21 protein-coding genes and 2 pseudogenes are annotated in these 21,198 nt (G+C 46.0%); 17 read left to right on the top strand and 6 right to left on the bottom strand.

The features are described 5' to 3' along the window. Positions 1-54 precede the first annotated feature (54 nt). From FYJ45_RS18850 to FYJ45_RS18835, 6 genes and pseudogenes are all read left to right on the top strand, one after another. Positions 55-237, top strand: a complete 183-nt coding sequence (locus FYJ45_RS18850) for a response regulator transcription factor (RefSeq protein WP_235930891.1) — start codon at positions 55-57, stop codon at positions 235-237. Then, positions 219-512 (top strand): hypothetical protein, encoded by a 294-nt coding sequence (locus tag FYJ45_RS31855; protein WP_276892631.1) that lies wholly within the window; start codon positions 219-221, stop codon positions 510-512. Before FYJ45_RS18850 ends, FYJ45_RS31855 begins: the two co-directional genes overlap by 19 nt. After that, positions 452-844 (top strand): ATP-binding protein, encoded by a 393-nt coding sequence (locus tag FYJ45_RS18845; protein WP_330588754.1) that lies wholly within the window; start codon positions 452-454, stop codon positions 842-844. Before FYJ45_RS31855 ends, FYJ45_RS18845 begins: the two co-directional genes overlap by 61 nt. Positions 845-925: 81 nt before the next feature. Continuing rightward, positions 926-1,492, top strand: a complete 567-nt coding sequence (locus FYJ45_RS18840; protein ID WP_235930890.1) for a hypothetical protein — start codon at positions 926-928, stop codon at positions 1,490-1,492. Then, positions 1,488-1,740 (top strand): annotated as a pseudogene (locus FYJ45_RS32775) (glycoside hydrolase). Before FYJ45_RS18840 ends, FYJ45_RS32775 begins: the two are co-directional and overlap by 5 nt. A gap of 180 nt (positions 1,741-1,920) precedes the next feature. Then, on the top strand, positions 1,921-3,609 hold the full coding sequence (locus tag FYJ45_RS18835) for an AAA family ATPase (protein WP_154466578.1): 1,689 nt from the start codon (positions 1,921-1,923) through the stop codon (positions 3,607-3,609). A 169-nt stretch (positions 3,610-3,778) separates the two neighbouring features. Here FYJ45_RS18835 and FYJ45_RS18830 read toward each other — a convergent pair whose 3' ends face one another. Further along, a complete protein-coding gene (locus FYJ45_RS18830) occupies positions 3,779-6,073 on the bottom strand; it encodes an AraC family transcriptional regulator (protein WP_154466576.1) in 2,295 nt (764 codons plus the stop codon). A 254-nt stretch (positions 6,074-6,327) separates the two neighbouring features. On the opposite strand from FYJ45_RS18830, the gene FYJ45_RS18825 reads away from it, so the two are divergent. The 4 genes from FYJ45_RS18825 to FYJ45_RS18810 all read left to right on the top strand — a co-directional run bounded on the left by FYJ45_RS18825 (position 6,328) and on the right by FYJ45_RS18810 (position 11,597). Next, positions 6,328-7,926 (top strand): extracellular solute-binding protein, encoded by a 1,599-nt coding sequence (locus FYJ45_RS18825; protein WP_154466574.1) that lies wholly within the window; start codon positions 6,328-6,330, stop codon positions 7,924-7,926. Between the two features lie 62 nt (positions 7,927-7,988). Further along, positions 7,989-8,909: an ABC transporter permease gene (locus FYJ45_RS18820; RefSeq protein WP_154466572.1), complete on the top strand. Its 921-nt coding sequence runs from the start codon at positions 7,989-7,991 to the stop codon at positions 8,907-8,909. A gap of 10 nt (positions 8,910-8,919) precedes the next feature. Beyond that, positions 8,920-9,789, top strand: coding sequence for a carbohydrate ABC transporter permease (locus tag FYJ45_RS18815; RefSeq protein WP_021637105.1), 870 nt, complete (start codon positions 8,920-8,922; stop codon positions 9,787-9,789). 71 nt (positions 9,790-9,860) lie between these two features. Further along, positions 9,861-11,597 (top strand): glycoside hydrolase family 2 protein, encoded by a 1,737-nt coding sequence (locus FYJ45_RS18810; RefSeq protein ID WP_154466570.1) that lies wholly within the window; start codon positions 9,861-9,863, stop codon positions 11,595-11,597. Positions 11,598-11,812: 215 nt separating this feature from the next. Here the strand turns inward: FYJ45_RS18810 and FYJ45_RS18805 are convergent. After that, positions 11,813-12,244, bottom strand: a pseudogene (locus tag FYJ45_RS18805) (maltose acetyltransferase domain-containing protein); the annotation flags it as partial. 143 nt (positions 12,245-12,387) lie between these two features. Continuing rightward, on the bottom strand, positions 12,388-12,738 hold the full coding sequence (locus FYJ45_RS18800; protein ID WP_154466566.1) for a hypothetical protein: 351 nt from the start codon (positions 12,736-12,738) through the stop codon (positions 12,388-12,390). A gap of 268 nt (positions 12,739-13,006) precedes the next feature. Here FYJ45_RS18800 and FYJ45_RS18795 point away from each other — a divergent pair, with 268 nt between their 5' ends. The 4 genes from FYJ45_RS18795 to FYJ45_RS29700 all read left to right on the top strand — a co-directional run bounded on the left by FYJ45_RS18795 (position 13,007) and on the right by FYJ45_RS29700 (position 14,879). Further along, positions 13,007-13,591, top strand: coding sequence for a hypothetical protein (locus FYJ45_RS18795; protein ID WP_235930895.1), 585 nt, complete (start codon positions 13,007-13,009; stop codon positions 13,589-13,591). A 222-nt stretch (positions 13,592-13,813) separates the two neighbouring features. Beyond that, positions 13,814-14,071: a hypothetical protein gene (locus tag FYJ45_RS18790; protein WP_154466564.1), complete on the top strand. Its 258-nt coding sequence runs from the start codon at positions 13,814-13,816 to the stop codon at positions 14,069-14,071. Then, positions 14,055-14,465, top strand: coding sequence for a PIN domain-containing protein (locus tag FYJ45_RS18785; RefSeq protein ID WP_154466562.1), 411 nt, complete (start codon positions 14,055-14,057; stop codon positions 14,463-14,465). The genes FYJ45_RS18790 and FYJ45_RS18785 overlap by 17 nt, the downstream gene beginning before the upstream one ends. A gap of 240 nt (positions 14,466-14,705) precedes the next feature. Then, positions 14,706-14,879: a hypothetical protein gene (locus tag FYJ45_RS29700; protein ID WP_195841884.1), complete on the top strand. Its 174-nt coding sequence runs from the start codon at positions 14,706-14,708 to the stop codon at positions 14,877-14,879. A 21-nt stretch (positions 14,880-14,900) separates the two neighbouring features. Here FYJ45_RS29700 and FYJ45_RS18780 read toward each other — a convergent pair whose 3' ends face one another. Continuing rightward, a complete protein-coding gene (locus tag FYJ45_RS18780) occupies positions 14,901-15,872 on the bottom strand; it encodes a helix-turn-helix domain-containing protein (RefSeq protein ID WP_154466560.1) in 972 nt (323 codons plus the stop codon). A 431-nt stretch (positions 15,873-16,303) separates the two neighbouring features. Between FYJ45_RS18780 and FYJ45_RS33235 the strand changes: the two genes are divergently transcribed. Next, positions 16,304-16,447 (top strand): zinc-ribbon domain-containing protein, encoded by a 144-nt coding sequence (locus FYJ45_RS33235; RefSeq protein ID WP_154466558.1) that lies wholly within the window; start codon positions 16,304-16,306, stop codon positions 16,445-16,447. A 149-nt stretch (positions 16,448-16,596) separates the two neighbouring features. Next, positions 16,597-17,079, top strand: a complete 483-nt coding sequence (locus FYJ45_RS18770) for an amidase domain-containing protein (protein ID WP_334293768.1) — start codon at positions 16,597-16,599, stop codon at positions 17,077-17,079. 44 nt (positions 17,080-17,123) lie between these two features. Here the strand turns inward: FYJ45_RS18770 and FYJ45_RS18765 are convergent, their stop codons facing one another. Further along, positions 17,124-17,930 carry an AraC family transcriptional regulator gene (locus FYJ45_RS18765; protein ID WP_154466556.1) on the bottom strand — a complete coding sequence of 269 codons (807 nt, stop codon included), beginning with the start codon at positions 17,928-17,930 and terminating at the stop codon, positions 17,124-17,126. Between the two features lie 142 nt (positions 17,931-18,072). On the opposite strand from FYJ45_RS18765, the gene FYJ45_RS18760 reads away from it, so the two are divergent. After that, positions 18,073-20,094, top strand: a complete 2,022-nt coding sequence (locus FYJ45_RS18760; RefSeq protein WP_154466554.1) for a beta-galactosidase — start codon at positions 18,073-18,075, stop codon at positions 20,092-20,094. Between the two features lie 100 nt (positions 20,095-20,194). On the opposite strand, the gene pdaA is transcribed toward FYJ45_RS18760, so the two are convergent. Further along, the gene (gene pdaA, locus FYJ45_RS18755; RefSeq protein WP_102289215.1) at positions 20,195-21,019 is read right to left on the bottom strand and encodes a delta-lactam-biosynthetic de-N-acetylase; all 825 of its coding nucleotides are present in this window, start codon (positions 21,017-21,019) and stop codon (positions 20,195-20,197) included. Positions 21,020-21,198 lie beyond the last annotated feature (179 nt).

Genomic DNA, 21,198 nt, shown 5'->3' with positions numbered 1-21,198 from the left:
ACCGGTGGTTTTCTATTCTTTATCCCCCAAAATTACGATAAAAAGGAGGAAAATATGAAGTTGCTGATTGCCGAAGACGATCCGGATATGCAGAAAATCCTGAAGCTCTATCTCCAGCGGGAGGGCTGTCAGGTGAATATTGTTGACAACGGCCGCGCCGCCATTGATTTTTTGTCAGAGAATCAGGTAGATCTTGTGATTCTGGACTGGATGATGCCGTGTACGCCTCCTGCATAAAGGACGGCCTGGATGACGGCGCCTTCCTGGATACAATTGAAGAACAGAATGCCAGGATTTCCCGTCTGGTGGAACGGCTGCTCAGTCTGTCCCGGATCGAAAGCAGGGAATACCCGCTTTCGCCCATCGCCCTTGATACGATACTGCATAAATGCATGGAGGAACAAAGAATGGCCCTGCATGCCCGGGGACTGTCTTTTCAGGAGGAGCTTGCCTGCGAAGAAACAGTGAGCTTGTTGCCCTGCTGTTTTCCAACCTGCTGTCAAACGCGGTAAAATATGCCTCTTCCGGCGCCGTGGAGGTGACGCTTTGCAGGATGGGAGAACGGTGCCGGTTCCGGATATCCAACGGGTTTAATAATGCCGCGTTGGATCAGGAACGGATTTGGGATCCATTTTATGTAGGGGAGCCTTCCCGCAGCAGGGCACTGACCGGAACCGGCCTGGGACTTGCTATTGTAAAAAGAATTGCAGAGCAGTACGGCTATTCTGTCCGATGTGAAATCGGGGAGGGAAGGATATTGTTTGAAGTATTGTTTCCGGCTGCATTGAAAAATTTGAGCAGGCGCATTTACTGTGCCTGCCGCAAAAACAGCTATGAAAACTGATAGGAGAGAAAGAGATGAAAACAGTAAAGCTTTAAAAAAATCCGTCTGCCTTATACTGCCGATTGCGTTGATTTTGGGCGGATGTGCCGGAAAAGATCCATCTGTGGATCAGTCAGCGCAAGACGGAAAGGAATCTCCGGTGAGCATTGCCGATGGGACAACGACAGACTCATCGATAGAAACACAAACAGATCCAGCAGTTACCGGATTTATCTGACCGGCCCGGATCCGGTAAGCGCAGCCAGGCTTTACAGAAATTACCGCATGGAACAGGGTGATTTTATGACACTGGAGCAGAAGGCGCAAAGCAATCCGGATATCCGTAAGCTTTATGGCGCTCCGTTCATTTATCTGTGGGGAGAATTCCTTATTTCCCCTAATGATATTGACTGGAAGGCTTTCCGGCAGGCGGCGGATTCTCCACTGACAGAGTATCTGTCATCCTTTGCCGGCAGCCAGGAAAACGGTCCGGAATTTACAGCAGCGCTGGAAGAAATAAAAAAGCAGGATTATGTAGCAGAATATCAGAAAAATACAGTATGCAGTTATCTCAGCCAGTTGCTGAAAAGGGAAGATTTCTGGGATCCATCTGTTTTTACACAGCATTCCCCGGCGATGACGGAGCTTTTGGCAAACCTGGTTTATTGACTGTGATGCAACCGGGGAAATTTATGACAATTATTCACCATCCCACCCTGCAACCCAGGAAGTTTTCCTGGATGGACGATGACATGAAAAAGAACCGGGACAGTGAGTACTATATCGGAAAGTATTACAATCCCGCCGGCGGAGTGGCCGAACATTTTTCAAAAAGGATCCCGGGACATTCCGTGTGGATACAGATGGACGGGAAAAGCATGATTTACAGCCCTTCCCTCCAGCCCGGGAATGCATAAACGCTTATGATAACAGGAGAAGCAGAGCTTTTGATTTGGAGAATACATTGCGGTTAAACTTCAAACAGGGTATAATCAGAGAAAAGATGCATCTGGGAAATGCAACTGTAAAAGCATAGGATAGTTATGTAAAAGGAGTCAGTGAAAGACAGTCAGTGAAAGGCAGAAAGCGGGGATAAAATGGACAGACCATTGCCAATCGGAATCGAAGATTTTAAAAAACTGAGAGAAAACAACTTTTACTATGTGGATAAATCATTGCTGATAAAGGAACTGCTGGATAACAGAAGTGAAGTAAGCCTGTTTATGAGGCCGAGACGTTTTGGCAAGACATTAAGTTTAAGTATGCTCAGATATTATTTTGAGCAGGTGCCCGTGAGCGATACGAATACAGATAATAATAACTTGTTCAAAGGGCTTAAGATTATGGAAGCCGGTGAAAAATATACGAAACATAAAGGTCGGTATCCGGTAGTTAACCTTTCCTTAAAGTCTGCAAAGCAGCCGGACTGGAATATGGCTTATGATGCAATGGTGAATGAAATTGCAAAGGAATTCGAACGCCATGACGATGTGCTTGAAAGTGCAAGGCTGCTGCCGGACGAAAAAGAACTTTTTTGCCGGATCAGAGGAAAAAAAGCAGCCAGAATTGATTATGCGATGGCAATGGAATTTCTTACCCGTTGTTTGAAAAAGGTTTATAGAAGAAATGTAATTATCCTTCTGGACGAGTACGATGTTCCACTGGAAAATGCATATTTTAACGGATTTTATAAACAAATGACAGATTTCATCCGTTCCTTTTTTGAATCGGCGCTAAAAACCAATTCCAGCCTGGAATTTGCCGTAATCACTGGCTGTCTTCGTATAACAAAGGAGAGTATATTTACCGGCCTGAACAATCCGGAAATGATTTCAATCCTTAATGTAAATTATGCGGAGCATTTTGGTTTTACCCAGCCGGAAGTGGAACAGCTTCTGGAAGCCTATGGAATCAGTAACAAGAAAGATGAAGTCAGGCGCTGGTATGATGGCTATGTATTTGGAAAGACAGAAGTATATAATCCGTGGAGCGTACTGAACTATACGAAAACGGCGGCTGTTGATAAGAATGCTTTTCCGAAGCCATACTGGGCGAATACTTCCTCCAACAGTATTGTCAGGGAACTGGTGGAACGTGCGGATGGCAGCGTAAGGCAGGAAATGGAAGCATTGATTGAGGGAGAAGTGATAGAAAAGCCGGTTCACGAAGAGATTACCTATGATGAAGTATATAAATCAGAAGAAAATCTGTGGAATTTTCTGTTTTTTACAGGATACCTGAAAAAAAAGGGTGAACGGTTTGACGGTGAAACTGTTTACCTGGAATTGGCGATTCCAAATACAGAAGTAAAGCTGATTTACAGAAATACGATAATGGACTGGTTTCAGGAAAGAATTAAAAAGACGGATTTCTCGGCTTTGTATCAGGCCGTCCTTGGGAAAAATGCGGCGGTTATGGAAAAAGAACTGTCCGGGAATCTGATGGAGACCATTAGTTTTTATGACTATAAGGAAGATTACTATCATGGTTTTCTTGGCGGGCTGTTGAAAATGATGGACGGATATATAATAAAGTCCAATCGGGAAAGCGGCCTGGGGAGAAGTGACCTGCTGCTGCTTTCCGCACCCTATGAGGGGAAGGCGATTATAATTGAAATAAAAATCGCAGATACCTATGCAGAGCTGGGAGCTAAAGCAAAAGAAGCATTGACTCAGATCGAAGACAGGCAATATGATGCTGAACTGAAACTGGAAGGCTATCATACCTTTATTCTGTATGGAATTGCTTTCTATAAAAAGCTTTGCAGAGTAGCCGTAAAAGAGTGATATGTCAGCCAAAATTCAGGGTATCCCCCATGCGTCTGTTTATGCATGGAGGATACCTGTTCATTACTTCACAGTTATTGCCAAAATCCATCCTAAATCGCCTGCGGCGATGGATTTTGGCACTCCTGAATCACTTCCTTACGGTCAGCGCGAAGCGCCGTCCTGCCGATTAGTTCCCCTGGAGGATACCTTCCTTATATTTGCCGGGAGTCGTCCCCTTGAGCTTCTTAAATATGCGGATAAATGCGTTGCTGTCCACAAAGCCGGTCATCTGCGCGATGTCCGCAATTTTTAAATCCGTTTCATTCAACAGGGAAACGGCGTTTGAAATCCGCACTTCATAAAGGTAGTCGATAACGCTTTTCTGATACTGCTCCCTGAATTTCCGTGACAGGTAGGACGGGGTAATCTGAAAATGTTCGGCTATTGTATTCAGATTGATGTTAACATCAAAATAGTTATTGTCTATAAAGCGGCAGATATCCTTTCCCCATTGTCCATAGGAGGGATTTTTGCAGTTTTCCGCAATCTCCCGGCAGGCAGCCAGATAAGCGCGGCAGGTCTGGGAGAGCGCTTTGGGCAGAGACTGGGAAAAGAAGGACTCATCCAGGAAGCTTAAGGACTCCGGCTGCAGGCCGTAATGCGTCTGGCAGTACAGCCGGAGCTTGACAGTGGCCTGATAAAAGAAATAATAGCAGCTCTTGGCGTCGGCCCAGGAGAGTTCACATTTTTCAAGATTTTTTTCTATATCATTAAAATATTCGGTTATCTGCGCCTGATTACACGTGGTGACAAGATTTACAATATACTCGCTGGTGTTCAGCGGGATGGAGCCTATGATCTGTTTCTGGGGAATCGTCTCATAGAGACAGATCCGGCCCGTTTCAAACAATCTCTGGTATTCCAGCGCGGTATCCGCCTGCAGGCAGGCTTCTGGTATCTTTTCCTGGGACTGCAGGCTGCTGATTCCGGCTTTCAGGGAAAGCTGGAAGGTATCCGACAAAAATTCTATCAGCCTTTCCGTGAGCTGTTCGATCTGTACAAGCGGACGGTCAAGCTGGCCGGAAACCGGAATCAGGACCGAAATCTTTCCTTTGCGGATACCGAAATGGCTGTCAGGAAACTGTGGGGAAAGAAGCTCCTGGAATACATTTTCGATCGTAAAGGCGGTCAGTCCCGCCAGCCCCTCCGGTTCATTCAGGCTGCCTGTCCCTTCCACGGAAAGCAGCACGACGCAGACCGTGGGAAAGGAAAGGTTAAAGGAAAACTGTTCGGCAACCTGCTCCGGTATCTGGCTGAATTCTATTTCTCCGGAAAAGATTTTCTGGAGATAATTATTTTTCAGCATCATTTTTTGTCTGGCTATTTCATTCCGGTTCTCGGTAAGTATTTTCATGATCAGATGATATTCGTTTTGGGCCGGCCCCACAGATTCGTCCGTATCCCCTATAAATTGCAGGATCTGGGACACCGGCTCATAATTTTTACGGGAATAATACATGATTACCACAAGGCCTGTAAAAATACAGATCAAAATCGTAAGCAGCATGATTTCCAGCAGCCGGGTCATCTGGGCCTGGTAGTCCTTCTTTTCCGTAATGGATATGAGCGCCGTACCGGAAATCTGTAACGGATAATAATTTATAATTACCTTTCCCTGGTTTTTCGTCTCATAAAAGGACGCATCCGGCCGGTCTGTGAAGTAAGAGGCGATTTCCGCTATGGGCAGGGCGGAAAGGCTGTCGTCTTTGCTGCCGGCGGCCAGCAGAAGCTGTTCCTGATCCACCAAAGCAAAGGCGCAGGAATATTCCAGAAGAAGCCGGCTTTGCAGCCGGGTCAGCAGGCTTTTGTTGTCAATCTGGATGCAAAGCACAGCCAGCGGCTTTCCTGTGATATCCGTCAGAAGGTTCTGGGCTATAACGATGAAGTTTTTCTCCCTGTTTGCATAGCATATGATACGGTTTTCCTGCAATGCGCTGCCGATCGCATCCCAGTCGCCGTCCGTCATGGTATTGCTTTTTGCTTCCATGGCAGGCAGCAGGGACTTTTCAAAAGTGGAAACAGGGTTTACGATATAACCGGAATCAGGAAAATACAGGTTGATTCGCTGGATGAGCGCATTGGATATCTGCATGGCCGCCAGATCCTTTTTCAGATAATAGCGGTCCATGACAGGCGTGGATCCAGGCGTGCTTTTGCTGTTGGAAAGAGCGACTACATATTTATTCAGCTGAATATGGGAGCCAAGCGTAATCGCATCACGGAATACGGAGTTGATCTGCTCGCCGGAATTTTCCAGCATCAGATGCTGGCTGTCAATGGTGCGTTCCTTTAATGCATTGTAGCTGTGAAAATAGTAGAAGGAACAGATAATTATGGGAAGCAGCAGAACACTTGCATAGGAAATAAGTGTTCTCCAGAATAAGCCTGTTTTTTTCTTTTTATTATCCGTTTGCCGCCTCATAAATCAATCATCCTTTTTGTTATTATTACTGTAAAATAAGTATACCATAGGCTGTATAAAAGCCAGTATGATTTTTCTAAACAAATATTATATTTCTGAAATATTGCGGCAGATACATATGAATTTCCTTTTTCCAAGATTTACGCAGCCGGTTTTCCGGGCTATGCTGTAACTGACATTAACCGAAACGAGGCGCGCCGGTTCGGAGTGATTTTCAATAAAACATCATTTCATAAAAAGGAAGGACAGTAATTATGAAGAAGAATTTTCCAAGCAAATTAGGAACTGCCGCGCTGGCAGCCCTGCTGACTTTTTCGTCTCTGTTCACAGGCTGCGGCAGCAGCGGACAGACTCAGGCGGATGCATCCGTTTCCAATAAAGAAGAAACCGGAAGCGCAGCGACATCGGGAGAAGAGACGCCTGTGCTCACAGTCTGGTCTTATTGGACAAATGGAGATCTGTACAGTGACCAGGGGGACTGGGAATATTGGAAGGCGGTTGAGGAGGCCTGCAATGTAGATCTCCAGTTCGTTGACAGTACGGGTGGAAAGGATGCCCTGTCATTGCTTGCAGGGACGGACGATCTTCCTGACATTATTATAGAATATGATACAACGTTTCCCGGCGGGGTGCAGAAGCTGCTGCTGGACGGTTCCATTATTCCGCTTAACGATCTGATGGATAACGGCTCCATGCCCAATTTCAAAGCATATCTGGAATCGGATCCGGAGGTTGATAAGCTGTGTAAAAATAATGAAGGGCTGTATGCCTGGACACCTATGATAAGGAAGCCGGATTCCCCGCTTGTTTTCAATGGAAATATGATTAGGCAGGACTGGCTGGATGAACTGGGGCTGCAGATGCCGGAAACTGTTCAGGAAATGGAAGATGTTCTGGTTGCCTTCAAGGATCAGAAGGGCTGCGATTCCGCATTTTCCTTTATTTATGGAAACTATAACATTATGGTCAACAGCTTCGGAATCAGAGAAGGGATGTATGTAGACGGTGATAATAAAGTGCATTTCGGGGCAATTGAGGATAAGTATCTGGATTTCCTGACTCTGTTTAACCGCTGGATGAACATGGGAATCCTGGATCCTGATGCCTTTACCCAGGATTCGGACGCCTTTTTTGCCAAAATTTCCAGCGGAAGAACAGGGCTTGTATGGGGCTATACCGGCGGAACTCTTGGAAAGATACAGACCATGCAGGAAGAAAACAAGGAAATGAATTATCAGCCCGCCCCCAACCCTGTATTAAATAAGGGAGATAAATTCATTGTTGACCAGAGCAGCTACCGGATCAATAATATCGGCGGTGTGATTTCCGCAACCTGTTCCAACCCGGAGGCTGCGGCCCGCGTGCTTGACTATACCTATGGCGAAGAGGGAAATATGCTGGCCAATTACGGCAAGGAAGGCGTGACCTATGAAATGGTTGACGGCAAACCGGTATTTACGGACTTTGTCCTTCATAATCCGGACGGACTGTCCATCGAAAAAGCGCTCTCTATTTATGCCGGCTGCAATAATAAGCCCTTCCTGGTGGAAAAGGATTATATGCTGGGCGGATATGCTTATGACGTGCAGAAAAAATCCCTGGAAGTCTGGGCAACTCCCGATGCCACAGTGAAGGATATGCCCCCTGCAACCATGACGGATGCGGAGCTGCAGGAATATAACTCCATCATGACTGATATTCAGACCTATCTGGATGAATTCAAGCTGAAATTCATCCTGGGCACGGAGCCTCTGGAGAATTTCCCTGAATTTGTGGAAAATATCAGGAACATGAATATTGAAAGGGCGATAGAAATCAGACAGGCGGAATATGACAGATACCTGGCAAGATAATTGATACCGGCAGGCCCGGGCTTTGGGAAAAGCTGCGGGCCTGTTTGAAAGAAGGAGTCTTTATGAAAAAGGACAGTTATGCTGCCAGGCTCTGGCAGAATGTAAAAAGACATAAGGGACTGTATCTTATGATATTGCCGATTGTGGCCTATTACCTTGTGTTCTGCTATTACCCCATGTACGGAGCGCAGATCGCTTTCCGTGACTATACCCCCAAGCTGGGAGTGCTTCACAGCCCGTGGGCCGGCCTGAAGCATTTTGCGGGATTTTTCAAAAGCGTGTATTTTGAACGTCTGATCCGCAATACCCTGAGCATTAATCTGAAAAATCTTCTTTTCGGCTTCCCTGCGCCGATTCTGCTGGCGCTGCTTTTAAATGAAGTGCGCAGCCAGGGATATAAAAAATTTGTGCAGACGGTGAGCTATATGCCGCATTTTATTTCCACGGTGGTAATTGCCGGAATGGTTCTTCAGTTTACGGCTACGGACGGCTTCCTGACACAGCTGATGACGTTATTTGGCTATCCCAAACAAAATCTGATGATGAACCCTTCCTTTTTCCAGCCCATTTATGTAATTTCCGATATATGGCAGGGGATCGGCTGGGGCTCCATCATATATATTGCAGCGATAGCGGGGATTAATTCGGAATTGTATGAAGCGGCGAGAATGGATGGAGCGGGACGGTGGAAACAGATGATACATGTGACGCTGCCGGGCATCCTTCCCACGATCATCACCATGTTTATCCTGAGAGTGGGGAATATGATGAATCTTGGCTTTGAAAAGATCATTTTGCTTTATAATTCCTCAATTTATGAGACTGCGGATGTAATTTCCACGTATGTTTACCGGAAGGGGCTTGTGGATCAAAGCTACAGCTTTTCCACAGCAGTGGGACTGTTTAATTCTGTCATCAACCTTACATTGCTTTTTATTGCAAATAAACTCTGTAAAAGGTTGACAGAACATAGCTTATGGTAGGAGTATATATATGAAAAAAAGAAATCTGGGTGAAGGGGTATTCCAGATATGCAACGGCCTTGTGCTGCTGCTTGTCTCGCTTGTGACGCTGTATCCCTTTTTATATGTCATTTTTGCTTCCTTCAGCGATCCTCTGAAGCTGATGGGCAATTCAAGCCTGCTGCTTAAGCCGCTGGGATTTTCGCTCGGCGCTTATAAGAAGGTATTTTTAAATCCTTCGATTTACAGCGGCTACATGAATACGGTTTTTTATGTGACTGTGGGAACGCTGGTTAATATCCTGGCGACCTGCATGGCGGCCTATGTGCTGTCAAGAAAGCAGTTTATGCTGCGCCGCGTGCTTACTATCATGTTTATTTTTACCATGTATTTCAGCGGCGGGCTGATTCCCGGCTATCTGCTGATTAAGGATCTTGGAATGATAAACAGCAGGCTTTCCCTGATTCTGCCCGGCGCTGTCAGCACCTTTAACCTGATGATTATGATAACGGGGTTTGAGGGGATTCCGGAATCGCTGGAGGAATCGGCGCGCATTGACGGAGCCGGGGACTGGACTATTCTGTTTCGGATCATCATGCCGCTGGCCAAGCCCACAATTATGGTAATCCTGCTGTATTATGCGGTAGGACACTGGAATGCCTGGTTCCATGCCATGATATATCTGCGGGATGCGGACAAAATGCCGCTGCAGATTTTCCTCAGGGATATTCTCACCAGAAGCCAGCTGGGAGCCATGACCGGGCAGACAGATGTGGAGGATGTGGGGCAGACGATAAAATATGCGACGATTATTGTTTCCACGGTGCCCATACTCTGCGTGTATCCGTTCATCCAGAAGCATTTTGTAAAGGGCGTCATGATCGGGGCCGTCAAAGAATAGCGGTTCTGCAGTTACTTTAAAAATAACAGTTCTGCAGTTACGTTAAAGAGTAAGAAAAGGAGGCTGTACGGATGGTACGGACATTTGCAACACACAGAATCAGGAAAACACAGGAGCTGTCCTCCTGTCTGTGGGATTTTGAAACGCTGCCTGAAGAGGGAGGAACGGTTGGAGAGACAGCCGGGGGGAAAGAGGCCGCCCCGGGTAAGGGGACGGCTCCGGTTAAAATGAAAACCGCAGTTCCGGGCTGCTGGGAGAACTGCCCGGATACGTTAACCTACCGGGGAAAGGCTGTTTATGAAAGAAGGTTTGCCTGCGAAGGCAACATACGCCTGGAATTTAAGGGGGTCAGCCATACGGCACAGGTATATCTTGATGATATGCGGATAGCGGAGCATTACAATGCCTATACCCCGTTTTCGGCAGTGGTAAAGGAGCTTCCGGCGGGGGAACATACGCTGAGAGTCTACGTTGACAATTCCTTCGGCCCGGATTCGGCGCTGCATGTGCCCAATGATTACCAGACCTACGGAGGAATTACCCGTCCGGTGGTTCTGGAGGAGCTGAAGGATGCGTACCTTACGAAGCTGCATTTTACTCCCCTGCGCAGGGACGGGCAGTGGTATTTCGTGATAAAAGGAGAAGTGAAAAATTTATCCGCGGCGCCTTTTGAGGGCAGGATCCTGCTTTCCCTTGGGGAAGAGACGGTGGCGGAGGCTGCCGTGCGGGCAGAAGGAAACGGCGTATGCGGATTTGAGACGGAGGAAACACTTTTCCCGCAGGCGCAGGAGTGGTGTCCGGAAAATCCCGTATTATATCTGCTGAATGCGGTTCTGCTGGATGCGCAGGGCCGGGAAACGGACGATCTCATTGATCGGGCAGGCTTCCGCGAAGTCCGTATTGAGGGGAAGGATATCCTGCTGAACGGACGGAAGCTCAGGTTTAAGGCCTTCTGCCGCCATGAGGATCATCCCCAGTTTGGCTGCGCCCTTCCTTTTGCGGCCATGCAGCAGGATTTGCTGCTCATGAAGGATATGGGAGCCAATTCCGTGCGTACCTCTCATTATCCCAATGATGAAATTTTCCTGGATCTGTGCGATGAAACAGGCATGCTTGTATGGGAAGAGAACCATGCGAGAGGGCTTTCAGAGGAAAACATGCGAAATCCCAACTTCGAACGGCAATGCGAGGACTGTATCCGGGAAATGATTGAGGCGCATTACAACCATCCTTCCATTTATATCTGGGGGATTCTGAATGAATGCGCAAGCCATACGGAGTATGGAAAGGAATGCTACCGTAAGCAGTATGAGCTGATCCGCCAGCTGGATCAGAGCCGGCCGCGCTCCTCTGCAAGCTGTCAGTTTAAAACGGATATCTGTTTCGGACTGCCTGAGGTGGTATCCTATAACATTTATCCCTTATGGTATCATGACACGCCTGTACAGGATTACCTGAAAGGCCTTTATGACTGGGTTCAGGAGGAATCGGAAGGCGCAGGAAAGCCGTTTTTGATAACGGAGACGGGCGCGGGCGCCATCTATGGCTGCCGCACACCTTCGCGGGTAAAATGGTCTGAGGAATACCAGGCTTATGCCATTGAAAAACAGCTGGAGGCGGTTTTCGGGCAGGAGGGCTGCAGCGGCGTTTATCTCTGGCAGTTCTGTGACTGCAACGTGTGTGACAGCTGGTTCGGCGGCCGGCCGAGAACCATGAATAATAAGGGAATCGTGGATGAATACAGACGGCCGAAGCTGGCTTATGAGACGGTTAAGAGAATGTTTGGCAGTGTGGATACGTATTTCTGACAATAGAGAAAAAAGATAAGGTTCTGTTGCAGATATTTTCGGGATGAACAGATGAATATTGTCCCGGAAGAAGCAGGGCAAAAAAGCAGGACGAAAGCAGCATGGCGGACACAAAAAGAAACGGCGTGAAATATGCCGTTTCTTTTTGCAGTATGGGCAATATGGAGCATGACGCCGCCGCATTTTTATACGGCGTCCGAAGCATTGGTGTGTTTGTTTCCAATGATAACCGGCGCTGTCCGGGTCTTGCAGAATTCAAAGGAGCCGTCAGCCTTTGGCTCGCCGAATCTTTCCCTGGCGCTGGTTGGATGGAAGGCTGTGTAAATCTGGACGTTCGGCGCGATGAGGGCGTTGTCGCCGATGATAATTTTATTGGAGTCCAGGAAGGTGCAGTTTAAATTCACCTCGCAGTTGTTTCCAAAATAAATGTTGTTTCCGTAATCCACATAAAAAGGAGCGGTGATCCACAGGTTTTTTCCGCGGCCGCCAAGCAGTTCCGATAAAATCCTATCCTTTTCTTCCACATCCCGGGTATCGGTGAGATTGTAGTCACGCATGAGATTTTTGGCCTTGTGCCATTGGTTTAACAATTCGCTGTCCCTGCAGTCATACAGCTCTCCGGCCAGCATTTTTTCTCGTTCTGTCATAGAAACTCTCCTTATCCTTCACTGAAATGAAACAGCTGCCGGCGCATTCCGGGAGGCAGTATGTCTGTGTTAGGCTTATGCTACCTCCCAAAGCTGCTTTTGTAAAGATATTTTATGAATTAGAAAGATGCTTTTCATAGCGCTTACAGTGCTTCCCGCAGGACAATTTCAATGTATTCCTCCAGTTTCTGCCTTATGAAATTCCAGTCGTATTTCTGAACCGGGAAGATGCTGTCTGTTTCCTCGATTTTGGAGATAGGAAGAGAAATGCCGGTATTCCATTCGGAATCAAAGGGGATTACCCTGCATTGAATTGTTTCCAGCGCATTTGCTATCGTGTCGTTTACCATTGCTTTATAACTTTTCAGCGCCCATTGCGCACCGCCGCCATGTGAGATAATCCCTGCGGGAAGATGATACAGTTCCGGGTAAGCAATATGCTTTGGTCTATGATGCAAGTGTTTGACGGAGGTTGCGACGACAAGATCCGACAAAATAAGCCTGAATCCAATTAAAAAATAGAATAATATAATGTCGAATATATTACTAAATATTTGGTATAAAACACGACATTTAAAACAATATTTGATATAATAAGGAATAACCTTAAAAACAAAATTGAGTGTAAAGGGACATATAATCTGGATGTTTTAGAAAATCGGCTACGAGATATCCATCCGTCCTTGCGAATGGGAAAACTTATCTGAGATTTTTGGGCCGCGGGTTAAATATAGTGCCAGTTCTAATGAGTATAGGGATTTGATGCATTTTCTCTCTACAGTTAAAATGTCTTTGACAGAACTTGTAAGTAATGAACAGGAATACTACGACTACGTTAAGCTTCAAATTACTGTAAGGGCTCAATCAACGAAAATATGTGAACTCTTAGATAAATGTCGAGATATAATTATTGGCGGAAAGCCCGGAACAAATATTTTACGGTATCTACTTCACAAGATGAATAATAGAGTTATTAAGTGGCAGATTTGGAACGAACAATGTGGTGGCTTATCTAATCTCTATTTGAATTATGGATGCATACCTTTTGATCAGATGCCATATTGCACCTCCCTCCGTCAACATAATCCGAGGATATATGATCTTTTTGAATCTATTCCCGTTGGAGGACATGAACATGAGTTGTTTGCCAGATATATAAAAAACAACACTGAAATTGAAGGGCAGCTCTTCACTCTATTGCATGCTTCTGGTGAGGAAACAGTTTTAGCGTTTTTCTATATTATTTTGGATGAATTGTATAAGTTAGGGACAGTTGCCGGAATTGATATTAGAAGCTATGCAAACGCAACTTTAGATAATTTTAAATTTAATATAGATAAAGAATAGTTAAGAATTTTTTAGTGGTCTTGACATAAGGGTGGAGGAGGTAATGACGACATAATTCGATGAAACTCGTTTGAATACGATTAAAGCAGTATCGAAAAATGTCGTACATATTCCCAAATGTGCTGTTGGAAATACAAAATACTTGGGATTGCATAAATAGAAGTAGTTTATTATACTATAGTCATGATACTGAAGCTTTTATAATAGTTGAGGAGGTACCATATGGAATTTGTAAGAAAAATTGTTGATGCAAGTAGCCTAATGAAAATTATGCAGCTGCCAGATACATTAATGAATAGAAAATTAGAGATTATTGTCTTGCCAGTCGATGATAATCAGAAGGGTTCGATTCAGGAAAGCAAGGATGTTTCCGGTCTTTCTGAAATTACACAATCTTTAATGGGGAGTATTCCTATTTCTGATATTACTATAGAGCAAATTAAAGAGGAGCGTCTGAGAAAATATGAAAGTAATATTTGATACAAATATAATATTAGATTTATTATTGAACAGACAACCATTTTGTGAAATGTCAGCCAGAGTAATTGATCTTTCAGCTACAAAAGTTATAGAAGGCTATGTTTCAGCATCTGCGATTACCGATATATATTATCTTGCAAATAAAACGATAAGAGATAAGAATAAAGTTTGTTCTTTGCTGGAAAGGCTATTACAAATTGTTTCTGTAGCGGGAGTGTCAGAAACAGAAATTTTGGCAGCGCTTAAATCTGGCTGGAACGATTTTGAGGATGCAGTACAATATTTTACGGCTCAAAATATAGAAGTATCGTATATTATAACCAGAAATAAAAAGGATTATCTATCAGCTGATATAGTGGTAGTTGAACCAGAAGAGTTTTTCAATTTAGAATAATCTATGTAATAAAATCTGCCATTGTGTAATTAAGGCAGATTTTATTAGTTGAACTATTTTTGTCGTGGGCTTGACATAAGGGTATCAGTAATCGTGACGACAAGGTTCGACAGTTTATCGCAGTGTCGAATAAAATAAAAAATGTTTCACGTTGTATTGGTGTTGTTAATACAATAAGATATACTATAGATACAAGCGATATCATTAAGTAATAGAGACACCCTTAAAGGAGTAAATACATTGGAAAAGTTTATGAATCCCCCGGTCAGGCACAAATGGAATGCTGCCGATATCAGAGAGGAACACAGGCAGGGCAGAGATCTGAAGAGGATTGCCAAAATGTACTGCATCACCAATAAAGAAGTCAGGGAATTGCTTGGAGAGCCAAAGCGGAAAGCGGGAAAGTGCGTATAATGTATAAGCGCCGGATAATACCTATTCCCGCGGTACGGACATATTTCGGGCAAGCGGCATTTTTTTGCCGGACAGGCCGTATTTTCTGGAATAAGCGCCGGGCGTAGTGCCAGTGTATTTCTTGAATACCCTGGAAAAATAATAAATATCCCTGAATCCGCACTTTTCTGCCACGTCGGAAATCCTGCTGGTGCCGTCGGACAGCAGCTGCCTGGCTTTGGAAATCCGAAGCTCATTCAGGTAAGCAAGGATCGTTTTCCCTGTGGCTTTTTTGAATAAACGGTTGATATAATCATAATTACAGCCGTATTTCTGTTCGATGAGGGCGCTGGTAATTTCCTCCGTATAGCTGCTCTGGAAGAAAGTAAGGATATCATGGATAATCCGTGTGGAACGGCCTGTAAGCCCGGAGTTTTCTTCATACAGACAGGAATCGGTCAGTTCCCGTGACAGAAGAATGAGAAACTGCAGAAACAGGCATCCGGTGTTCAACTGGAAATGCTCCAGATGATTGTAGTGGGAAGCCTTGATCTGTTCCAGCAGTTCCGTCAGCTGCATTACAGCGCCTGGCTGGCCGACATGCATGTGCTTTGGCAGCAGAATGGGGGAAGCCGGATTCTTGCGGATGGTGCATTCATCTGTCTGAAGCGCGGCAAAACGGCTGCTGACAAGCTCGTTTTTTACCAGCTCCTCCGGTCCGGAGCATTCTGTCATCCGATCATGATAAAAGTGTATGTAAAAATACGTACAGGAGGAAGCCTTTGTGCCGCAGTGTACCAGATGAGGATCCAGGATGAGCATATCACCGGGCTTCAGCGCATATTCGCGGCTCCCTTCCTTCAAATACATTTCCCCAGAAAGCACAAAATAAAGTATGAATTCTTCTGTTTGTCTTTTTATATGGATGTGAGGCGGTTTTACGCTCACTTTATTTGTAAATTTAACTACGGGCATGCAGGTGCTGTCCATTTTATAAAAAAGAAAATCTTCCATTGTTTCTGCCTTTCCTGAAAATCATCTGACTGAAATGCTTTTGCCTTTATGAGTATAGAAGTAATTATTGTTTATGGCAACGGATTTTTTTAAATATTTTTAATGATAATGACAGCGCAATTATACAGAGAAATAATAAGCAGAAAGCAGCAGGCGATTCAGCCTTATTTTACCAAAGGGGAACAGGGTCTGATTTGATTGACTTTGTATAAAGGGATAGGTATAATTCAGTTTATGATGTACATGTTGCCATATGAAGGGGAATTATTTATGGTTATGATTAAGGTACCTGAGTGCGGACAGGAAATTTCCGGCAAGGTTCAAAAGAGTACCTATTGCGGAAAGGTTTTGCTGAGGAGGACGAAAAAAGAAGCCGGATAACGTATAAGAAGACAGAAAAATAATAAGAGTACATAAGGGAGATAAATTCTATGGCATTAATTAAATGTTCAAAATGTGGATCAGAGATAAGCGGAGAAGCTTCTTTTTGCCCCAAATGCGGATGTCCTGTTGCGGGCGATTGTTATTTTGGCGGCAACGCTGATTGGATTTATAGTTTACAGGTCCGCCAATAAAACGGACATCCGGCTGATTTTATAATTTGTTCTTCTGGTACTCCGGAATCAATATCTTACGGACAGCACTGGCAGATTCTACGGATCAGGAGCATCAGCACCATAACAGTATATTATATTGTAAAGTAAAAAAACAGGGTAAATGCATGCTGAAGGAAATGGAATACCGCAGAGAGGCGGCGCTGCAATATGCGAAGCAATGGGCGCTTGGAAGAAATCCACGATACTATAATTTTGAAGAGCTGGGAGGGGACTGCACCAATTTTGCCTCCCAGTGTATCTATGCGGGGAGCGGCGTCATGAATTATACGCCTGTGACGGGCTGGTACTATAACAGCAGCTCGGACCGCTCGCCAAGCTGGACAGGAGTGCAGTATCTTTATAATTTTCTTACAGGTAATAAATCCGTCGGGCCATATGCCGCGGCAACCGACGCCGCAGGCGCAGTGCCCGGAGATATTGTGCAGCTGGGAAACCAGAACGGGTACTATCACAGCCCGGTAATTGTCGCCGTGGAGGGAGGACGTATTTATGTGGCGGCTCATACCTATGACGCCTATATGAGGCCGCTGGATACGTATATCTACCAAAAGTCGCGTTTCCTGCATATTATAGGGGTTCGCAGCTGGTAAGCATTTGTAATGGGGCTGCCGTGGTTCCGGGAAAACGGACGGAATTAATTCAGCTTCCGGAATTCCAGCGGCGTAAGCCCGGTCATTTTTTTAAAGCTGGCTATGAAATGGCTGGCATCGGTAAAGCCCACTCTCTGTGCGATATCCTGTACGCTCATTCGCGGAAAGGTCAGGAGGAATTCCTTTGCCTTATTGATCCGGTAAACGGTCAGGTATTCATAGGCTGAACAACCAAGGAAGCGGCCGAACAGACGGGAGAGGTACTGAGGGGTGATAAAAACCTGACGGCTTAAATCCAGCACTGTCAGCTCCTGCCCGTAATTTGTTTCGATCTCTTTTACCACAGGAGCCAAATATTTCTCATAGAGAGGGTCTTTAATCAGGTCACGGGTATATACGCCGTCCACGAAATACATCAGCAGCCGGTAACAGTCGGCGGAAAGGGATTTTTCATCTACCGGAGGATTTTCATATTTTTCCATCACATCCCGGATCAGGGCAGCGATTTGCGCGCCCTGATCTTTTTCAATAAAAATGACGGATCTGTTTCCCAACATTGTGACAATACTGCTTTCTATTGTCCCGGCAAAGGTGGCAAAAAGGGTAAACCAGCTGTCTGTTTTGCCGGAATAGGCATGCGCTGTAAAAGGGGCGATAAGAACGCCCTCCCCTTCATTCAGAAGATATTTTCTTCCCTGGATTTCAATTCGCCCGCAGCCCTTTCCCGTCTGCAGATAATGGTAGAGCGGATAGCCTTTGGGGCGCCGTACGCTTTCCTGGCTCCAGTGGTTGCCTACGGAATCAAAAGTGAAAGGCTCGCTGACAGGCGCGCTCCTGAAAATGATCGGCATGGTTTTTCTCCTGTTTCGAAATGTTATATTTTTTAGTTTAACATGTTACACATCCCGTTGTCCATCCATAATATAATGTCAGTAAAGCCGGGGGAAGAGTCCTGCGGCAATGTAAATTTGTGTAAAGAGAGGGAAAGACAGGATGGAAGGAAAATTTAAGAGAATTTTATACGGAGGGGATTATAATCCGAACCAGTGGCCCAGGGAAATCTGGGATGAGGATATGCGGATTTTCAGGGATGCGCGGATTAACAGCGCTACAGTGAATGTGTTTTCCTGGGCAAGGCTTCAGCCTTCGGAGGAGACCTATGATTTTGAACAGCTGGATGATATTGTGGACATGCTCAGCCGTGAGGATGATGATATAGTGCTTGCCACATCCACAGCGTCGCTTCCGGCATGGATGGTAAAGAACTATCCGGAGGTGGCAAGGACGGATTATGAAGGAAGACAGCATAAATTCGGCCAGAGACACAACGCCTGCCCCAACTCTCCAATCTACCGGAAATACGCAGAGGCACTGGCATCCAGACTGGCCGAACGTTATGGAAGCAATCCTCACGTCACCTGCTGGCATGTGAATAATGAATATGGCGGGGAATGCTACTGTGAACACTGCGAAAAGGCTTTCCGTGTCTGGCTGCGCAAGAAATACGGAACGCTGGAAGCGCTCAACGCGGCATGGAACATGGAATTCTGGGGACACACCGTTTATGATTGGGATGAAATCGTGCTGCCTAATGCACTGAGCGAGGGGATAGGCACTGGCAAAACCGCATTTGCAGGAATTTCCATTGATTACCGTCGTTTTATGTCGGACAGCATACTGGCCAATTTTACTATGGAAAGAGATGCCATCCGCCGTTATGATAAGGAAACGCCGATCACGACGAATCTGATGGGAACCTATAAAGGGCTGGATTATTTTAAATGGGCGAAGGAGATGGATATCGTTTCCTGGGACAATTATCCCCGTTATGATACGCCCTGGAGCTATACGGCATTAAGGAACGATCTGATGCGCGGGCTGAAGGATGCTCCCTTCATGCTTATGGAGCAGACGCCCAGCCAGCAGAACTGGCAGCAATACAATTCCCTGAAACGTCCGGGTCAGATGCGGGCGCAGAGCTATCAGACGCTGGCGCGGGGAGCGGATACCATACAGTTTTTCCAGCTGCGCCGCAGCAAAGGGGCCTGTGAAAAATTCCATGGCGCGGTCATTGTTCATGCGGGGACGGAGGATACCAGGGTATTCCGGGAGGTAAAGCAGCTGGGGACAGAGCTGGAGAAGCTGGGCAATGCCACGTTGGGAGCCGTAAATGAAGCAGAGGTGGGAATTGTTTTTGACTGGGATAATTACTGGGCGCTGGAATATACAAGCGGGCCGTCCGAGGATTTGACCTATGTGGATCAGATTCAGCAGTATTACCAGTTCTTCTATGACAGAAATATTGCGGTACATATGATCCCCTGTGATGCGGATTTCGGCAGATATAAGATGGTGGTTGCCCCTGTGCTTTATATGGTAAAGGAAGGGGTAAAGGAAGCGCTTGAGAGATACGTGGAGCAGGGCGGCGTGCTCGTCACCACCTATATGAGCGGTATTGTGGATCAATCGGATAATGTTTACCTGGGAGGCTATCCCGGGCCGTTGAGAACCCTTGCCGGCGTGTGGGTGGAGGAAATAGATGCGCTTTCACCGAAGCAGTCAAATGAGGTGATTTTCCAGGACGGCACAAAAGCCTCCTGCGGACTGTTATGTGAGCTTATGCATCTGGAAGGCGCCGAATGTCTTGCCAGATATGGTCAGGATTTTTACAGGGATATGCCTGCTGTGACAAAAAACAGGTATGGTGACGGTACAACCTATTATATAGGAACAAGAATGGAAGAAGGGCTTGAAAAGATCCTGGAAAGCGCCGTTTCGGATTCACAGGTAAAACCAGTGCTTGAAGGAACGGACGGACTCGAGGCGGTTTGCAGGAAAAAAGATGGATGCAGCTTCTATTTTGTGATAAATTTCCAGGATAAGGCGCTGCCGGTTCCTCCCGCTCTCGCAGGCCATATGGATATGCTGACCGGGGAGACGGTAAAGGCGGGAGATATGCTTGCAAAGTACGATGTAAGGATTGTGCGTGTGGAGGATAGTGCTTCACAGGAATAGCACCGAAAAGCATCAAAGCAAAAATGGATGGTGGAAAACCCGCTTCTTTTCAGGCAGGAAGCCAGACCTGTAAGAAAAGAAGCGGGCCTTTTGCCGTCCATCAGCTGTTTCCCACCCCGGGCAGCTCTGTCAGGGCACGGAAGCTGTAACCCATCCCTTCCCATTTTGTGAGCAGCTCATCAAGTATTTCACCATTTGTTTTTGAGGTATTATGAAGCAGCACGATGGCGCCGGGATGTACCCTTTTGAGCAGTTTATCGAAGGCTTCTTCGTGGGTCGGCTGCTTATCCTGATCCCAGTCCACATAAGCCAGGCTCCAGAAGAAGGTTTTATAGCCCAAATCTTTTGCGATCTGTAGATTATTTTCACTGTATTTTCCCTGGGGCGGCCGGTAGAACTTCATCATCGGCTGCCCTGTGGTCTGTTCATAAAGCGCTTCCAAATCTCCCAGTTCTTTGGCAAAAGCGTCTTTGTCCATCCGGGACATGTCCGGGTGATGGTAGCTGTGATTCCCCACGATGTGCCCCTCTGCCAGCATCCGTTTTACCAGATCCGGGCTGGTTTCCAGATAATTTCCCACCACAAAGAAGGTTGCCTTTACGTTATGCTTTTTCAACGCATCCAGGATTGCCGGCGTGTTCCCATTTTCATAGCCGCAGTCAAAGGTCAGATAAAGAACCTTATCCTGTGTATTTTCCGCGTAAAAGGCATCATATTTCGCCAGCTCCTCATAGGTGGCATTGGCAACCGGCGGTTTTCCGTCCTCCTGAAAGCTCAGTCCCCAGTTCCCTTCCGCAGGCAGGACCGCCGGCGCCATTGTGCTTCTGGTGTCCACGGCCTTCGCCAGAAAACGGCCTGCAAGGAAGGCCAGGACAAACAGAAAAAGCACCCCCGTCAGCCCTTTGATTTTTTCAAGTTTGTTCATGTGTCTGATTCCGGTTTTTCTTTCATTATATACATAAAAGCCCGGTTTAAGACTTGCAGAATTTTTAGCAAAATGTTAACACTGCCTGAAAAAAGAAGGAATCCGCAAAAAACAGCGCAAAATCACGATTCTTAAGCGTGTAAGGTATTTTTATATGCAGTCTGCGGTAGAAAAATGAA

It is taken from the genome of Eisenbergiella porci (genome assembly GCF_009696275.1).
Classification (GTDB): domain Bacteria; phylum Bacillota; class Clostridia; order Lachnospirales; family Lachnospiraceae; genus Eisenbergiella; species Eisenbergiella porci.
Note: the sequence above shows the minus strand (reverse complement) of the source record. Positions and strands in the feature narration are given on the sequence as shown.